Genomic DNA, 16,926 nt, shown 5'->3' with positions numbered 1-16,926 from the left:
ATGGGCACCGGCGACTGGTCGTTGGAACAGGGCGCTCCGCAGGCCGGCCGCACCGCAGTGGTGACCGGGGCCAATACCGGCGTCGGGCTGGAGGTCGCACGGGGACTGGCGATGCTGGGAGCCACCGTCGTGCTGGCCTGCCGCAACGTCGACGCGGCCACCGAGGCCCGGCGCGACATTCTCGGTTCGGCGCCGGGAGCGCAGGTGGACGTGGTTCGTCTCGACGTCGGCGACCTGGCGTCGGTGTGGTCCTGTGCGGACGAGCTGCGGGCCGGCTACCCGGTGATCGACACCTTGGTCAACAACGCCGGTGTCATGCACCAGACCCGGCAGGTGACGGTCGACGGATTCGAGGGCGACTTCGGCACGAACTTTCTGGGTCCATTCGCCCTGACTGGGCTGCTCCTCGACCAGGTGCTCGCGTCCCCCGCCGGGCGAATCATTGCGGTGAGCAGCAAAACGCATCGCAGCGGTGTGATCGCGTTCGACGACCTGCAGTCGCAGCAGTCGTTTGCCGCGACCCGCGCCTACACGCAGTCCAAGCTGGCCCAATTGATGGCCACCTACGAACTGCAGCGGCGGCTGGAGCTCACGGGCAGCTCGGCCATGGCGTTGGCTGCACACCCCGGGGGCTCCCGCACGTCGATTCTGCGCGAGCAGTCCGGGGCGGTGCGCTGGGTATTCAACAGCAGGTTTCGCTTTCTGACCGGCTGGTTCACTCAGGGGCCCGCAGAGGGGGCGCTGCCGATGCTGCGGGCGGCGACCGATCCGGCGGCAGTCGGCGGGCAGTTCTACGGACCGGGAGGACGTTTCGAGCAGATCGGCCCGCCGGTATTGGTGCGCGCCGCCGGCCGTGCTTGTGACGCCGACAGCCAGTTGCGGCTCTGGCAGCGCGCCGAAGAACTCACCGGCGTCAGCTACTCGCTGACACGCGATCCGGCGTAGCGGTACGGGCGGCACTCACCGCCGGGGCGATCCATCGGCGCAGCAGGCGACGCAGCTCGTCACCCGGCGCGGGCAATGGCGCCAGGATGAACGATTGCAGGGTGCGCAGCACCATTTCGATGATGTCGTCGATGCTCCGCTCGTCGAACCCGCTCCAGTCGACGTCGAGGCGGTCCAACAGCGAGTGCCCGAAACTGCGGCCGGTCTCGGTGGTGACGGTTACGGCGAAGGCGCTGGCCTGTTGCGTGCGCAGCAGTAGGCCGACATACGGGTCGTGGGGGAGGCGCTCCAGGGTCAGGGCCACGCCCTCGGCGACGGCGTCGCCGGGATCGGTCATGCCGGCCAGCGCCTCGGCGAGCTGGTCCAGGAAGGTACCGGCACCGTCGGCTGCGGTGGCGGCCAGCAGTTCCTCGGTGCTGGGGAAGTAGCGGTAGACGGTCTGGCGGGTGACGCCGAGGGTGCGGGCGACGTCGGCGATGCTGGTCTGCTCGCCGCGTTCGTCGATGGTCCGGCGGGTGGCGTGCAGGATCCGCGCCACCGCCTCCTCGTCGCTGGCGGGAACATGGCCGCCCCAGCCCCGGGTGCGCATCAGCGGTCCTCGGTCATGCGTGCCGGATGAGCCGGTGAACGATGATCGGGGAGCGCGCCATCTGCCGCGCCGGGAATGCTGGGCCACCAGATCCGGTCGCCGATCAGCGCGAACAATGCCGGAATCACCAGGGTGCGGACCACGAATGTGTCCAGCAGAATGCCCAGGCCCACAATGATGCCCAGCTGGGTCAGGACGATCAGCGGTAGGACGCCGAGCACGCAGAAGACCGAGGCAAGCACGATGCCGGCGCTGGTGATCACCCCTCCGGTGGCCGATACCGCACGGACCATGCCGTCGCGGGTGCCGTGATCCGGGGTCTCCTCGCGGGCGCGGGTCACCAGGAAGATGGTGTAGTCCACACCCAGTGCCACCAGGAACAGGAATGCCAACAGCGGAGTGCTGTTGTCCAGCGCGGGAAATCCGAATACATGCACGCTGGCCCAGCAGCCCAGTCCCAGGGCCGCCACCGCGCTGAGCACGGTGGCCGCCACCAGGACAGGCGGAGCCAATACCGCCCGCAGCAGGACGAACAACACTGTGAGGACGACCAGCAGGATCAGTGGAATCAGCAGCGAGCGGTCGCGTACCGCGGCGTCGCGGACGTCGAGGGCTTGCGCATCGGGTCCCCCCACCAGGGCGCGGGGGTCTACCTGCTGAGTGGAATCCCGCAGTCCGGCAACGATGGTGAAGGCCTGATCGGTCGCCGGTGCTGCGTCGATCACCACCGACCACATGGTCCGGCCGGTCTCGGACAACCCGGTCTGGGCCACAGAGACCACCCCGGGGACCGTGGTGATGGCCCGTTTGAGTTGCTGCGACCGGGCGGTGGGGCCGATCACGACGGTCGGACCCGCGGCGCCGCCGGGAAAGTGTTCCGCCAAGGTGTCGAATCCGATCACCGAGTCGGCCCGCAACCGGAACTGCTCGGTCTGCGACAACCCGATTCCGGCACCCAGCAGGCCGGTGGCCGCCACCGCGAGGACAGCGACCGCCGCGGTGCACACCAGGGCCGGGCGGCGCGCGACCGCATCGGCGACACGGTGCCAGGCGCCGGCCGGCGGCGCCGGGGCATCCGCGGCGCGCGGAATGAACGGCCAGAACACCTTCCGGCCGAACAATGCCAACAGCGGCGGCAAGAGCAGCAACACGAATGCGGCGGCCACCACCAACCCGCAGCTGGCGCAGATACCGAGACTGCGGGTGCTCGGGGTGACCGCCAGGATCAACGTGAGCAGCGCCAGCACCACGGTGGCGTTGCTGGCAAGTATCGCCGGCGCGGCGGCGGCCACTGCGCGGCGCAGGGCGCTGCGATGATCGGGGCTGGTGCGCAGCTCCTCGCGGTAGCGCGAGATCAGCAGCAGCGCATAGTTCGTCCCGGCCCCGAAGACCAGGACGCTGGTGATGCCCGCAGTGGAACCATCGAAGGTGACCCCCGCAGCGCGCGCGACATCGGAACCCACCACGGTGGCTACGCGATCGGCGAACGCGATCACCGTCAGCGGCACCAGCCACAACACCGGGGATCGATAGGTGACGATCAACAACAACGCCACCACCAGTGCGGTGACCGCAAGCAAAGTCACGTTGGCGCCGGTGAAGGCGTCGGCGATGTCGGCGCCGAAGGCCGGCCCGCCGGTGATCTGGGCCGATAGCGAAGAAGGCAGACCGTCGACGGCGGCGGACCGTAGGGCCTTGACCGCATCGGTGAGCGCGAAGCCGGACAACTCCGGGTTAAGCGGTATTGCTACCAGCGCCGCCTGCTCATCGGTCGAGGCCGCCACCGGCGAGGGCGAGCCGGTGAGCACCTCGGGCACCCGGGACAGCCGGTCGCGGGCCTGGGTGACCGCCGCGAGGTCATCCGCACTCAGCGGCGCCCGGTCGGTGCGGGTGGTGACCATCAGCATGGTCGCCTGCTGCCCGCCGGCAAAGGTGGACAGTGCAGCGGCAACGCGGGCGGACTCCGCGCTGGGCGGCAGCGACTCGGGGGATCGGGTGGCGTCGCCGTCGGCGTTGCTGAGCACCATCAGCGCGACTGCGATCAGGATCGGCACCAGGGCTACGAGCCAGGATCGGCGGCCCGTGACGGCGGCGGACAATCGCTTCCAGACCATCCGGCGAGCATGGCACCCCTGCACTTCTCGAACAACCGGATACCGCCCCGGTCGGTACTGTGGGCCGATGACCGGCCTCGCAAAATCGGCGATTCCGCGACGCGTCGTGCTGCGCGCGCTGGCCTGGTCGGTGCCGGTCCTCGCGGCGTCGTACGCCGGTCCCCGGGCCGGGGCGGCGCCTGCGGGCTCAACCGGGTGTGCGGATCCCGGCGCGGTGACTGACAAGTGCGCGGCCGAGTTGCCGCAGGAATTCAGCTGGACCAGCTTTTCCACCACGGCCGCCACCAGCGGTGGGACCTCATACTTCATCCAGTTCACCACGCGGATTCAGCCGGGTGACCCGGTACCGGCGGAGGCCACCGGCTACCGCATCGACAGCCTCAGGGTCTCCGGCACTACGCCGGATGGCTCCCCGTTTTCGGTGGTCCCGTCGATCGGAGAGACCGGTTCGCGGGCAATCTGGATCCGAACGCTCGACTCATCGCTCGGTTTCGTCCTGGACGTGCCCTGGGATGCCAAGCGGTTGGTGCGCTCGTTCGACTACACCTACAACGTGGTCTATCTCAATTTGTCCACCGAGATTCAAACCTGTACCTACGTCACCACGGTGCGTCTGGCGGCGAACGGGGCGCTGGACGGTGGGATCGGCTCGGTGGCGTTCTCCCCGCCGAAGTTGACCTCCTGCGGCGACTGAGCTCAGCAGGCCGGAATCGGCTGATCGTCGTCGCGGTGGCCGAAGACTCCGAAGCTGTCGACCAGGTGCGCCGACGGTTCGGGGGACCAGTCCCAGCCGGCGATCTGACTGCGGGAGCGCCGGCTGAACAGCCCCCGCAGCAGCTCGTAGCCCGCGGCCCGCAATTCGGTGACGGATTCACCTGAACCGCAGCGCCACTCGTGCCCCAGCTCGTCGCTGATCAGCAGGGTATGGGTGTCCGCCAGGCGTCGGGCTGGCAGGTAACCCAGGACGTCCAGGAATGGCTGCCAGTGCTCGCGGTCAATCTGCGGCAGTCCGAGCGCCTCCCGCACGTCCCCCTCATGGCAGATCGCGTCCGCGGCGAGGTTCGGCCCAGCGAACCGCTCCGGCAGGCTCGCCTCGACCGCCGGCGCCGCGCTCTCCCACTCGGCGAGCAGTGCGTCGACCGGGCGGTGACGACGTTCCGCGACGTGCCGCGCGGTCCAGTATTCACCTGGTGCTCCATCGAGTCGCTGGGCCAAGACATCGGCGGCGCCGCCGGTCAGATGGGCCAAGACGTCGTGCACCGACCACCCAGGGGTGGCGGGAACCGGGGTGGCCAGCTGTTCGTCGGTGAGTTCGGCGGCCAGTGTGCTGATCCTGCCGCGGGCGGACCGATAGATGTCGTCAAGCATGTGGCCTCCAAAAGTGGTGCGTCATCAAGCGATTCCCGGGCCGTGCACGGCCCGCAGGGATTCACCATACCGATAAATTAAGAAAACTAAGAATACGTTGGCGTAATGATAAGACCGGGGGCTTCTGCGCGGATTGCCCGGCGGTTCGCGGAGCTTCGGCGGCGCGGCCACGGCTGGCGCCGAATTACGTGCGTAAACAAACGCGCGCAAACTTAGATGGTCTCAACTCATATCGGAACATGGGTTGTTCTTCAGAACACGCACGGCAACAACTAACGCAACGTTAGGATCACGGCGTGCCAAGTCCCCCACGTCGGCGCAACCTTCGAGGTCACGGCGCGCTACTGCGCGACGAGATTCTGGCTGCTGCCGTGCGGGTCATCGACGGAGCGGACAGCGAGGCCGAAGTCTCCCTGCGCCGCATCGCCCGGGAGGCGGGCATCGCCGCGCCATCGGTATATGCCCACTTCGATGACCTGGAGCGCGTGCTCGAGGCGGTCGCCGAGTCGAGTTGGGTCCAAGTCTCCGACGAGATCGCCGACCATGTGCAGCAGGCCGACGACCCTCGCGAGCGGGTGCTCATCGGCTGCCGGGTGTATGTGTCGTTCGCGCAGCGCCATCCCTTGCGCTATGCCCTGATGACCCAGGACAGTCACGCCTCGCCGGCCGCTCGGCGGGCACTGGCCATCGTGACCAGGGGATTGCTGGCGTGCCGGGGCGAGGAGCCGGATTCGGAGGCCGACCCTCATTCTGATCGGATCGCCGCGGCGTTGTCGGTGGCGGTGCACGGTGTCGCAATGACGCACCGCAGTGACGCCCCGAATCTGTGGCTCAGCGACTTCAGTACCGATGACGTGATCAGCACGCTGGTCGACGGCGCAACGCTGATGCTGGCCGAGACCGAACGCGTCTGAAGTGCTACCGGCGCGGGCTATCCGCCCCCGGTAGTGGGAGCGGGCGGGCGGGCCTGCGGTACGAAGCCCTTCAGCACGTCGGGCAGCCCGGCCGACGGCTGCGGGACCGGTGCGCAGGTGGGTGGGCATTCCGTCAGCTGCCAGGTCTGACAGCGGTCGGTCCGAAAAGCGGTGTCGGTCGGCTCGATCAGCACGACCTGGGGCTTCTTCGTCATCGCGCTGTCGAGAGTTTTCTCGCCGCCGATCCGGCGCCAGTAGCAGGCATTGCCGTCCCGCGGCCCGTCGGAGCGGTAGGTGCCCGGCACGATATCGGTCCCCACCGCAAACGTCCCGTCGCCCTCGATCACCTGCTTAGGCGCGGGCGCGGGCGGGGGTGCCGGGGAGGGGGCCGGTTCTGCCCCGGCGATCCCGGCGGCAGCACAGGCCGCGGCCAGGGTGACGGCCAGGGTGAATGCCGCCGTGCCGGCCGGCTTGATCGATCTCATACCCAACGACGGTACCGCGCTAGTTCTTGACGCCCACCGTGATCAGGTCCGACACCACCAGTGTCCAGGCCGGACGCGCGACCCGATGCTGCTCGGCCACGGTGAAGCCGGCGTCGGTGAACAGCGTGCTCATCTCCCGGGGCGTGGGCTGCTTCGCCGGATTCCACGCGATCCCCGACAGCTGCTTGATCGGATCGGGTAGACGGGGGCTCATCGCGGTGACTGCCGCGATGCCGCCCGGCGCCAGCACCCGATAGAACTCCCGGACCGCGGCCGGTTGGTTGAAGAAGTGGAATGCCGAGCTGGTGACCACCGCATCCAGCGCACCGTCGTCGAACGGCAGCTGTTCGGCGGGGCCGGTCAACCACTGCACCCGCGGCGAGCGCTCGCGGGCCTCGTTGAGCATGCCCTCGGACATATCCACCCCATAGACCGACTCGGGGGACAGTTCGCGTTCGATGCGGTCGGCCAGGATGCCCGTTCCGCAGGCGATGTCCGCCACCCGGGCCGGATGGCGGGACCGCAGCGCGGCGATCAATTCGTCCTGGGCGGGCCGATAGACCCACCGCTGCAGAAAGCCGGCGTCGTAGGCCGGCGCGGCAAAGCTCCAAAACCGGGTGACGACGTCATTGAGCGGTTGGCGAGGAGCCGGAGTGGACATGGCATGAATCTACAGTGCAACGCTCTGACAAGGTGTAACCATGACCGTCTGCTATCGGCACCCCGACCGGGCCACCGCGCTGCGCTGTACGCGGTGCGACCGCCACATCTGCGGCGAGTGCATGCGAGGCGCCTCCGTCGGCCAGCATTGCCTGGACTGTGCGAAGGAGGGCGCTGCGCCGGCGCCCCGGGCGGGTCGGCTGACTCGTGTCATCACCGACACACCGGTGGTCACCTACGGGCTGATCGCGTTGAGCGTGCTCGCCTTTGTGGGCCAGCTGTCGTCGCATGAGCTGGAGTCCGAGTTGGTGCTCTGGACACCGGCGGTGGCTGACGGGCAGATTTACCGCCTGCTGACCTCGGCGTTCTTGCATTACGGTCCCATGCACCTGCTGCTCAACATGTGGGCGCTGTATGTGGTGGGGCCGGCACTCGAAGGCGGTCTCGGCCGAGTGCGCTTCACCACGCTGTATCTGCTCAGCGCGTTGGGCGGTTCGGTTGCGGCCTACCTGTTGGCGCCGCTGAACGCCGCGACGGCCGGGGCCTCCGGCGCCATCTTCGGGCTGTTCGGTGCCACCTTGATCCTGGGCCGCCGGTTGAACGTCGACGTCGGTTGGATCGGCGCCCTGATCGTCATCAACCTGGTCTTCACGTTCACCGTGCCGAACATCAGCTGGCAAGGCCACCTCGGCGGGTTGATCACCGGCTTGGTGACCGCCTCCGTCTACGGTTACCCGCCGTTGGCCTACCGCGGTCGACTTCAGGCCGCGGCCGTAGTCGTGGTGCTGGCGGTCCTTGTCGTCCTGATCTGGTGGCGCACTGCCGAATTGGTCTCCTGATCGCGAGCGTGTCATCCCACTGAGTCCCTTGGTCGCCCCCTAAGCTTTCGTTGGTCCACCAGCGAGAGGATCGACCAATCGGCGCCAACGGCGACCAAGATGTCATGAGTCGACCGGCCGGGAGCCGGACTCGCCAGGCCACCTCAATGCGCACCTCGGGGAAATCCCGCTGGGTTGCGCCGGCCCCGCGTGCCGCCCGGTTGACCACCGCGCGCGGCGCGGACCGGATTCGGCGGGAACGGCGGCGCCCGGGAATCCACGCCCTGGATGGCCTGCGTGCGCTGGCCGTCGCCTTGGTGCTGGCCGACCACGGTGGCATCCCCGGGCTGTCGGGCGGCTTCATCGGCGTCGACCTCTTCTTCGTGCTGAGTGGGTTCCTGATCACCTCCCTGCTCATCGACGAGCTCGGCCGCACCGGCCGGATCGACCTGACCGGCTTCTGGATCCGGCGTATCCGCCGGTTGCTGCCCGCGCTGGTCCTCATGGTGCTGACCGTCGCGATAGCTCATGAACTGCTGCCGTCGGAGGCGGTGGTCGGCCTGCGCGAAGATGCGATCGCCGCCTTCTTCTGGGTGGCCAATTGGCGGTTCGTCGCCCAGCACACCGATTACTTCACCGAAGCCGGAACCCCGTCACCGCTGCAGCACACCTGGTCGCTGGGTGTCGAAGAGCAGTACTACTTCCTGTGGCCGCTCCTGCTGATCGCGATCGCACTGCTGCTGGCGGCCCGCGCCCGCCGTCGTGGCGGGTGGGCCACCGTCGGCGGCGTGCGGCTCACCGTCTTCCTGCTGGCCAGCGCCGGTGCGGCCGTGTCGGCGACGGCAGCAGAGTTGCTGGCCTCTGACGCTGCCCGCGACCGCGTCTACTTCGGCACCGACACCCGCGCGCAGGCGCTGTTGATCGGTGCCGCGGCGGCGGCCCTGTTGGTCGGGGACTGGCCGGCGCTGACGGCCGGCTGGTCGGTGTTACGGACCCGCCGCGCCGTGTGGGTGGCGCGGCTGCTGCCGCTGGTGGGCCTGACCGTGCTGGCGGCAGCAGCTCATCGCGCCACCGGCACCGCTGCCGAGTTCCGCGGCGGGCTGCTCACCCTGGTCGCCGTCGCCGCGATCGCGGTGATTGCCCCGGTCGCCCTGCACCAGAGCGGCCTGCTCGCCCGGGTTTTGGCCTGGCCTCCGCTGGTCTGGCTCGGGACCATCTCCTACGGGGTCTACCTGTGGCACTGGCCGGTGTTCTTGGTGCTCAACGGCGAGCGCACCGGATGGTCGGGGTGGGCGCTGTTCGGCGTGCGGTGCGCCGCCACGCTGGCGCTGGCGACGGTGTCGTGGTGGGTCCTGGAGGAGCCTCTGCGTCGATGGCGTCCGGCGCGGGTGTCACTGTTGCCGCTGGGGGCGGCCGTCAGCGGCACCGCGGTGGCGGTCACGGTCCTGGTGGTGCCGGTCGTCGAACGACCCACGGCCGTCAACGGCGTGACCCCCGATGTGGCGGCGGCCGCGGTGGTGTCGCCGTCGCCCCCGGCGCGACGCTCTGATCCTGCCCGGCCACGGCCTCAACCTGTGCGGCATGACCCCAACCGTCCGCGCACGGTGTCGGTGTTCGGTGACTCGATCGGCTGGACCCTGATGCACTATCTGCCGGAGACCCCCGGCTATGACTTCATCGACCACACGGTCGTGGGCTGCAGCATCGTGCGGGCCGGTCCCTACCGCTGGGCCGGCAAGACCATCGATCAGGGCAAGGAATGTGACGGGTGGCCGGCTCGCTGGACTCGGCAGGTCAAGGCGGACCAGCCCGACGTCGTGCTGTTGTTCGTAGGCCGCTGGGAGACCGTGGACCGAGTCAACGAGGGCCAGTGGTCGCACATCGGTGACCCGACCTTCGACGCCTACCTGATCGCTGAGTTGCGTCGCGCGCTCGATGTGCTGGAGTCCGCCGGCAGCCGAGTGGTGGTGACGACGGTGCCCTATAGCCGCTACGGCGAGCGGCCCGACGGCAGCCTGTGGCCGGAAGACAATCCGGAGCGCGTCGACCGCTGGAATGCCCTGCTGCGTCGCGAGGTCGCCGGGCGCGAAGCCGTGACGGTGATGGACCTGAACAAGAAGCTTGGGCCGGCGGGTACCTACACCGCCAAAGTCGACGGCATCAAGGTCCGCAGCGACGGCATCCACCTCACGCCCGAAGGCGTTAAGTGGCTGCTCCCGTGGCTGGAGGAGTCGCTGAGCTGACCCGTCACGCGGTACGCACTTCGTGAGGGCAACGTCACACCCGTTCGGCCAGCTGAAATTAAGTTAGTTTTGCTAACGTAGTTTGCATCGACGCACGCCGTGCGCCTTAAAAATCAACTTTCGCGAGATATCCATTAGAGGTTTGATCATGTCCACTTTTTCCTCCATCTCAGACGAGGAGCAACTCGCCCACCGCGTTGCCGAGCTGGTCGCCGCCGACCCGCAGTTCGCCGCTGCCCAGCCCGACCCCGCCCTCGCCGCCGCCCTCGAAGGACAGCCGCGGCTGGCCCAGATCGTGCGAACCGTCTTGGACGGTTACGCCGAACGGCCAGCGCTCGGCCAGCGTGCCGTCGACTACGTCACCGATGCGGCCACCGGCCGTACCGTCGCGTCGCTGCTTCCGCGCTACGAAACCCTGACCTACGGCGAGCTCGGTTCCCGCGTCCGGGCCGCTGCGGCCGCCCTGACAGCCGGCGCGGTGCGCCCGGGTGACCGGGTCGCGGTGCTGGGTTTCACCAGCGTCGACTACACCGTCATCGACGTGGCACTGGGTCAGATCGGCGCGGTGTCTGTGCCGCTGCAGACCTCGGCTGCGCTGTCCACACTGGCGCCGATCGTGGCCGAGACCGAGCCCCGGGTCATCGCTGCCAGCGTGGACTCCCTGACCGATGCCGTCGAGTTGGTGCTGAGGGGTCCGGCCCCCACCCGTTTGGTGGTCTTCGACTACCACCAGCAGGTCGACGACCACCGCGAGGCGCTGGAGCAGGCGCGGGCGCGACTGGCCGGACTCGAGGTGGTCGTGGAGTCCTTGACTGACCTGCTGACCCGCGGCCGGGCACTGTCCCTGCCGGTGCAGACCCCGGCCGACAGCGCGGAAGGCGCCGAGGGGCTGGCGTTGCTGGTCTACACCTCCGGCAGCACCGGCGCTCCCAAGGGTGCGATGTACCCGGAGAGCAACGTGGCCCGGATGTGGGTGCGCTCGTCGAAGAACTGGTTCGGGCCGACCGCGGCCTCGATCACCTTGAACTTCATGCCGATGAGCCACATCATGGGCCGCGGCATCCTCTATGGCACCCTCGGCAACGGCGGCACCGCTTATTTCAGCGCGCGCAGTGACCTGTCCACCTTCCTCGACGACCTGGCGCTCGTTCGGCCGACCGAGCTCAACTTCGTGCCGCGGATCTGGGAGATGCTCTACCAGCATTTCCGCAGCGAAGTCGACGGCGTGGGGGCAGACCCCGCGGCCCAAGCTCAGGTGATGGCGCAGATGCGCCACGAGCTGCTCGGTGGTCGGTGCATCTTCGCGATGACGGGCTCGGCGCCGATCTCCGACGAGCTGCGGTCCTGGGTCGATCAGCTCACCGAGCTGCACGTGCTCAACGGCTACGGATCCACCGAGGCGGGCATGGTGCTCTTCGACGGCGAGGTGCAGCGGCCGCCGGTGATCGACTACAAGTTGGTCGATGTGCCCGATCTGGGCTACTTCGGCACCGATACCCCCCATCCGCGTGGCGAGCTGCTGGTCAAGACCGAAAGCCTCTTCCCCGGCTACTACCGGCGGCCCGAGGTGACTGCCGAGGTGTTCGACGCCGACGGTTATTACCGGACCGGCGATGTGGTGGCCGAGGTCGCGCCCGACCAGCTGGTCTACGTCGACCGGCGCAACAACGTGCTCAAACTCGCGCAGGGTGAGTTCGTCACCCTGGCGAAGCTCGAAGCGGTGTTCGGCAACAGCCCGCTGGTGCGCCAGATCTACGTCTACGGCAACAGTGCCCAGCCCTATCTGCTGGCCGTGGTGGTCCCGACCCCCGAGGCTCAGGCGGGCTTCGAGACCGAGGCCGCCCTTAAGGCGGGCATCGCCGAGTCGCTGCAGCAAGTGGCCAAGGACGCCGACCTGCAGTCCTATGAGGTTCCCCGGGACTTCATCGTCGAGACCGAGCCGTTCACGCTGGAGAACGGACTGCTGACCGGGATCCGCAAGCTGGCCTGGCCCAAGTTGAAGGCGCACTACGGCGACCGCCTCGAGCGCCGCTACGCCGAGCTGGCCGAAGGGCAGGCCAGTGAGTTGAGTCGCCTGCGTCAGCACGGCGCCCAGCGGCCGGCCTTGGAGACGGTCAGCCGCGCCGCCGCGGCGTTGCTGGGGGCCTCGGCGGGTGACGTGGCCCCGGACGCCCACTTCACCGACCTGGGCGGTGACTCGTTGTCGGCGCTCACCTTCGGAAACCTGTTGCGCGACATCTTCGAGGTGGATGTGCCGGTGGGTGTGATCGTCAGCCCCGCCAACGATCTGGCTGCGATCGCCGACTACATCACCGCCGAGCGCAGCGGCGGGCCCGACGGGGTCAAGCGGCCGACGTTTGCCTCGGTGCACGGCCGCGATGCGGTTGAGGTGGCCGCCGCCGACCTGACGCTGGACAAGTTCCTCGATGCGGCCACCCTGGCTGCGGCGCCGACGCTGCCCGGCCCTTCCGCGCAGGTGCGCACGGTGCTGCTGACCGGTGCCACCGGATTCCTCGGTCGTTATCTGGCCCTGGAGTGGCTGGAACGTCTTGCGGCCGTGGACGGCACCCTGATCTGCCTGGTGCGCGCGCGCTCAGATGCCGATGCCCGTCGTCGTCTTGACAGCGTCTTCGACAGCGGCGACGAGCGGCTGCTGGCCCGCTACACCGAGCTGGCGTCCCGCCATCTTGAGGTGATCGCCGGAGACAAGGGCGAGGCGAATCTTGGCTTGGACCAAAGTGTTTGGCAGCGCCTGGCCGACACCGTCGACGTCATCGTGGACCCGGCGGCGTTGGTCAACCACGTGCTGCCCTACAGCGAGCTGTTCGGTCCGAACGCAGTCGGAACCGCTGAGCTGATCCGAGTGGCGCTCACCGGCAAGATCAAGCCGTTCACCTACTTCTCCACCATCGGTGTCGGTGACCAGATTCCGGTGGGCAAGTTCACCGAAGACGCCGACGTGCGGGTGATGAGTCCGGTTCGGGCGATCAACGATGGCTATGCCAACGGCTATGGCACCAGCAAGTGGGCCGGCGAGGTTCTGCTGCGCGAGGCCAACGACTTGTGCGGCCTGCCGGTCGCGGTGTTCCGCTGCGACATGATCCTGGCCGACACCAGCTACGCCGGTCAGCTGAACCTGCCGGACATGTTCACCCGGATGATGTTCAGTCTGGTCGCCGCCGGGGTGGCGCCCGGCTCGTTCTACGAACTGGGTGCCGACGGTCAGCGGCAGCGGGCTCACTACGACGGGTTGCCGGTGGAGTTCATCGCCGAGGCGTCCACCACGCTGGGCGCATCCGCGACGGGCGGCTACACCACCTATCACGTGATGAACCCCTACGACGACGGACTGGGCATGGACGAGTTCGTCGACTGGCTGATCGAGGCCGGCTACCCGATTCGCCGGATCGCCGACTACGGCGACTGGTTGCAGCGCTTCGAGACCACGCTGCGGGCGCTGCCGGAACGGCAGCGGCAGGCCTCCCTGCTGCCCCTACTGCACAACTACCAGAAGCCGCAGACGCCGATCTGCGGGTCGTTCGCTCCGACGGACAGGTTCCGGGCAGCGGTGCGGTCTGCCGGGATCGGTCCTGACCCCGCGCATTCCGATATTCCGCACGTCACGCCCGCGGTGGTCGTCAAATACGTCACCGATCTGGAACTGCTCGGACTGTTGTCAGCGAAGTGATGAATTACGTTCTCCGCTAAAGGATTTCGTGCGGCGCCGGTCCGCTGTTCGTTCGGTGTCCGGCGCCGCCGGAGTCCGTTTGCGTTTGACGGTCCTGTATTTCGATGGGACCATGGTAGGTAATTCCCACGACATGCCCGTGTGTCTCGGCCGGAAGGAGGTGAGGGCGAAGTGAGTTCCAGTGACGGTCCACATCCGTATCCGTGTTCGACCATCCGTTCTTTCCTCACCGGCTCCGGCGCCTCCGCTGCGGCCTGAACCGCGAGTTCGGCACACCCGTGACGGGTTGTGTCGGCCGGTGAGTTTCCCGGCAGGAGAAAATCATGGCTTTCATCACCATCAGTGTTCTGGCTCTCGACAGCTCGGCGCAGCGTCAGGCGGGCAACCGCATGGTCCGCCGGCTGCGTGACCACATTGCCGCTCGCCGCGAGGTCCGTCGCGAGCAGCGTGCGCAGCGCTACGTGGCGCACATGCCGACCGCAGTGCTCGGCGCTTGCTGACGTGCTGTGCCTAGGCGACTCGATACCCGAGTCGCCTAGGCCTGCACGATAATCGGGTCGCCCAGGTGGACCGAGTTGAAGTACCACGCAGCGTCTTCAGGACTGAGGTTGATGCATCCGTGGCTGACATTCGAATAGCCCTGAGAGCCCACCGACCATGGCGCTGAGTGCACGTACACGCCGCTCCAGGTGACGCGAACTGCGTACTCCCCGTTGAGCAGATAGCCCTCCGGGTCATTGAGCGGAATGCCGATGGTGCGCGAATCGAACTTGATGGTGCGCTCTTTCGACAAAGCGGTGAATGAGCCGATCGGGGTGGGGCGCTTGGGCTTACCCATCGATGCCGCCATGATCCGCTGGATCTCCCCGTTCACGCTGACGGTGAAGGTGTGGTCGGAGATGTCCGCGAGCCCCACCACCGCGTCGCCGGTCTCGAAACCCGTTGACATACCGTGCGCATCCACGCTGATCTTGCTGTGCGGCGACCAGTAGCCGTCGGGTATCCACTGCACGACATCGTTGCCCGACCACTCGAAGTGTCCGGCGGTGTTGCCCGTGGAACTGATATGGATTCCCCGTTCGGCGGCCGCCCGGTCACTGACCGGCCCGGCGAAGGTCACAATCACCGGGTACGCCACGCCGACGACGGAGCCGGCGGCCGGCTCGATGGCGGCGATCGCCGGCCCCAACTCCGGCGGCACCTGGGCGGCCTCGCTGATGCCGGCCGATGCCCCCAGAGAGCCGACAGTCACGGCCACCGACCCGGCGATGGCCACAATTCCCCGCCTCACATTGCGCATGGCGTCCATTGTGCCAACAGCGACCCCGTCGGCGCAGGTTTAGTGATCCTCGGACGGTGCGAGCAGACTTCCCCAGGCTGCCTTGGTCCCGGTCGAACCGATGTTGTGGATCGCCAACATCGACCCGCCTGCCAGCGTGATGACGCCCACGACAATCCCCAGCCGAAGCAGCGTCCCCACCGCTCGGCCACGGGTGAGCGCTAGGTGCAGCCCGGCCAGCAGCGCCGCGGCGACGGCCTGGCCCAACGCCATGTAGAGGCCGTACTCCCCGGCGGCCATATGGGCGTCGAGCTCGGGTGAGCCGGCGAACTTGCCGGTGTCGGCCAACCATTCGCCGGCCGTGATCGTCAGCGGCGTGACCACCAGCGTGACGGCGGAGAAGGTCACCACCAGCCAGATCAACCGGCGGCGCGCGGCGGGCCACAGCGCGCACACGATCAGCAGGACTGCGGTCAGGGGCACCAGCGACACCACGACGTGCAGCAGGACGACGTGGGCGGGTAGCCCGTCGATTGTCGACATGGTCGTCCTCTCGTTGTGGGCGCCTGCGGAGTTCAGCCTTCCCGTAACGGGGGCTGCGCACAAGAACTGCGGCGGGGCGTCGAGACGAATGCGTCCGGCGTTTGCCGGCCGTTACGGCGGTTCCGGTACGCTGGTGGTTCTTGTTTCGCGAGTCCAGCATCTGCGACATCCCGGGACGGCCGGGCAGATGTGGCCTGGATTGTCACCCGACTGCAGGAGGTATGACGTATGAGCGGAGCGCATCGCCCCGGCCGTTGGCGGCTGCTCAGCGTGACGACGGTGGCCGTAGCCACCGCCGGGCTGATGGCAGCTCCGGTTCAGGCCTCCCCCAGGCTGCCTGCCGCTCCGCTCGACCCCGCTGCCATGGTCGCTCAGGTTGGTCCCGCGGTGGTCAACATTGACGCCAAGCTGGACTATCAGAGCGCGGTCGGAGCCGGAACCGGCATCGTCTTGGATCCCAGCGGTGTGGTGCTGACCAACAATCACGTCGTCGCCGGCGCCACCGCACTCACGGCAGTCTCCGTCGTCAAGGGCCAGACCTACGAAGTCGACGTGCTCGGTTTCGACCGCAGCCACGACGTCGCGGTACTGCAGTTGCGCGGGGCCGACGGCCTGCCCGCCGCGAGCATCGGCAATTCCTCGCGTGTCGCCGTCGGTGACCCGGTGGTGTCGATGGGCAACGCCGGAGGCCACGGCGGCCCGCCCAGCGTGGCGCCCGGACGCGTCATCGCTCTGAACCAGACGGTCTCGGCCGCCGACGAACTGACCGGTACCACCGAGACGCTGACCAACATGATCAAGGCCGACACCGCGATCCGCCCCGGCGACTCGGGTGGCCCGATGGTCAACGCCGCCGGACAAGTCATCGGTATGAACACCGCGGCATCGGACAGCTACAAGTTCGCCCAGCCCGGCGGCGAAGGCTATGCGATCCCGATCGACCAGGCGATGGCCATCGCCAACCAGATTCGGGCGGGAATCTCCTCGAACACCGTGCATATCGGCGCGACCGCCTTCATGGGAGTCGGTGTGGTGGACAGCAACGGTGGGGCGCGTGTCGCCCAAGTGCTCGACGGCACGCCGGCCGCGGCCACCGGTATCGCCCGCGACGACATCATCACCTCGGTGAACGGCCTGCCGGTCAACACGGCGACCGACCTGACCAGCGTCCTCGACCAGCGTCATCCGGGCGACACCGTCACCCTGACTTGGCGCAACCCGGCCACTGGCGAACACCAGGCCGACGTGACCCTTGTTCCCGGTCCGGTCGGCTGACGGAT

At 68.1% G+C, this 16,926-nt stretch carries 15 protein-coding genes; 8 read left to right on the top strand and 7 right to left on the bottom strand.

Features of this window, described 5'->3' with window-relative positions; all coding sequences use genetic code 11:
* Window positions 1-945, top strand: a complete 945-nt coding sequence (locus tag G6N09_RS08065) for an oxidoreductase (RefSeq protein WP_083026688.1) — start codon at window positions 1-3, stop codon at window positions 943-945.
* On the opposite strand, the gene G6N09_RS08060 is transcribed toward G6N09_RS08065, so the two are convergent.
* Together G6N09_RS08060 and G6N09_RS08055 are read right to left on the bottom strand one after the other, a co-directional pair.
* The gene (locus G6N09_RS08060) at window positions 914-1,534 is read right to left on the bottom strand and encodes a TetR/AcrR family transcriptional regulator (RefSeq protein WP_083026689.1); all 621 of its coding nucleotides are present in this window, start codon (window positions 1,532-1,534) and stop codon (window positions 914-916) included. The genes G6N09_RS08065 and G6N09_RS08060 overlap by 32 nt on opposite strands.
* Window positions 1,534-3,648, bottom strand: coding sequence for an MMPL family transporter (locus G6N09_RS08055; protein ID WP_083026690.1), 2,115 nt, complete (start codon window positions 3,646-3,648; stop codon window positions 1,534-1,536). The genes G6N09_RS08060 and G6N09_RS08055 overlap by 1 nt, the downstream gene beginning before the upstream one ends.
* Before the next feature lie 67 nt (window positions 3,649-3,715).
* Between G6N09_RS08055 and G6N09_RS08050 the strand changes: the two genes are divergently transcribed.
* On the top strand, window positions 3,716-4,342 hold the full coding sequence (locus G6N09_RS08050) for a hypothetical protein (protein ID WP_083026691.1): 627 nt from the start codon (window positions 3,716-3,718) through the stop codon (window positions 4,340-4,342).
* 2 nt (window positions 4,343-4,344) lie between these two features.
* Here G6N09_RS08050 and G6N09_RS08045 read toward each other — a convergent pair whose 3' ends face one another.
* Window positions 4,345-5,016 (bottom strand): maleylpyruvate isomerase family mycothiol-dependent enzyme, encoded by a 672-nt coding sequence (locus G6N09_RS08045; RefSeq protein ID WP_083026692.1) that lies wholly within the window; start codon window positions 5,014-5,016, stop codon window positions 4,345-4,347.
* Window positions 5,017-5,312: 296 nt separating this feature from the next.
* On the opposite strand from G6N09_RS08045, the gene G6N09_RS08040 reads away from it, so the two are divergent.
* Window positions 5,313-5,930: a TetR/AcrR family transcriptional regulator gene (locus tag G6N09_RS08040; protein ID WP_083026693.1), complete on the top strand. Its 618-nt coding sequence runs from the start codon at window positions 5,313-5,315 to the stop codon at window positions 5,928-5,930.
* A gap of 17 nt (window positions 5,931-5,947) precedes the next feature.
* Here the strand turns inward: G6N09_RS08040 and G6N09_RS08035 are convergent, their stop codons facing one another.
* Together G6N09_RS08035 and G6N09_RS08030 are read right to left on the bottom strand one after the other, a co-directional pair.
* Window positions 5,948-6,415 (bottom strand): Rv1352/Rv1906c domain-containing protein, encoded by a 468-nt coding sequence (locus tag G6N09_RS08035; RefSeq protein ID WP_109558953.1) that lies wholly within the window; start codon window positions 6,413-6,415, stop codon window positions 5,948-5,950.
* 19 nt (window positions 6,416-6,434) lie between these two features.
* On the bottom strand, window positions 6,435-7,076 hold the full coding sequence (locus G6N09_RS08030; RefSeq protein WP_083026694.1) for a class I SAM-dependent methyltransferase: 642 nt from the start codon (window positions 7,074-7,076) through the stop codon (window positions 6,435-6,437).
* Window positions 7,077-7,116: 40 nt separating this feature from the next.
* Between G6N09_RS08030 and G6N09_RS08025 the strand changes: the two genes are divergently transcribed.
* The 4 genes from G6N09_RS08025 (at window position 7,117) to G6N09_RS08010 (ending at window position 14,324) form a co-directional block, all read left to right on the top strand.
* Window positions 7,117-7,914, top strand: coding sequence for a rhomboid family intramembrane serine protease (locus tag G6N09_RS08025; RefSeq protein WP_083026695.1), 798 nt, complete (start codon window positions 7,117-7,119; stop codon window positions 7,912-7,914).
* A 146-nt stretch (window positions 7,915-8,060) separates the two neighbouring features.
* Window positions 8,061-10,136 carry an SGNH/GDSL hydrolase family protein gene (locus tag G6N09_RS08020; RefSeq protein ID WP_109558954.1) on the top strand — a complete coding sequence of 692 codons (2,076 nt, stop codon included), beginning with the start codon at window positions 8,061-8,063 and terminating at the stop codon, window positions 10,134-10,136.
* Between the two features lie 148 nt (window positions 10,137-10,284).
* Complete coding sequence (car, locus tag G6N09_RS08015) at window positions 10,285-13,824, top strand: carboxylic acid reductase (RefSeq protein ID WP_163752717.1); 3,540 nt, start codon at window positions 10,285-10,287, stop codon at window positions 13,822-13,824.
* Between the two features lie 323 nt (window positions 13,825-14,147).
* Window positions 14,148-14,324: a hypothetical protein gene (locus tag G6N09_RS08010; RefSeq protein ID WP_163752715.1), complete on the top strand. Its 177-nt coding sequence runs from the start codon at window positions 14,148-14,150 to the stop codon at window positions 14,322-14,324.
* Between the two features lie 35 nt (window positions 14,325-14,359).
* Here the strand turns inward: G6N09_RS08010 and G6N09_RS08005 are convergent, their stop codons facing one another.
* The gene (locus G6N09_RS08005) at window positions 14,360-15,115 is read right to left on the bottom strand and encodes a L,D-transpeptidase (protein WP_046191038.1); all 756 of its coding nucleotides are present in this window, start codon (window positions 15,113-15,115) and stop codon (window positions 14,360-14,362) included.
* A gap of 48 nt (window positions 15,116-15,163) precedes the next feature.
* Window positions 15,164-15,646 (bottom strand): hypothetical protein, encoded by a 483-nt coding sequence (locus tag G6N09_RS08000; RefSeq protein WP_083027996.1) that lies wholly within the window; start codon window positions 15,644-15,646, stop codon window positions 15,164-15,166.
* A gap of 228 nt (window positions 15,647-15,874) precedes the next feature.
* Between G6N09_RS08000 and G6N09_RS07995 the strand changes: the two genes are divergently transcribed.
* Window positions 15,875-16,921 (top strand): S1C family serine protease, encoded by a 1,047-nt coding sequence (locus G6N09_RS07995; protein ID WP_083027997.1) that lies wholly within the window; start codon window positions 15,875-15,877, stop codon window positions 16,919-16,921.
* Window positions 16,922-16,926: the final 5 nt, after the last annotated feature.

This window comes from Mycolicibacter minnesotensis, assembly GCF_010731755.1.
In the GTDB taxonomy this organism is placed as follows: Bacteria; Actinomycetota; Actinomycetes; order Mycobacteriales; family Mycobacteriaceae; genus Mycobacterium; species Mycobacterium minnesotense.
This window is presented reverse-complemented; position numbering and strand designations above follow the sequence as displayed.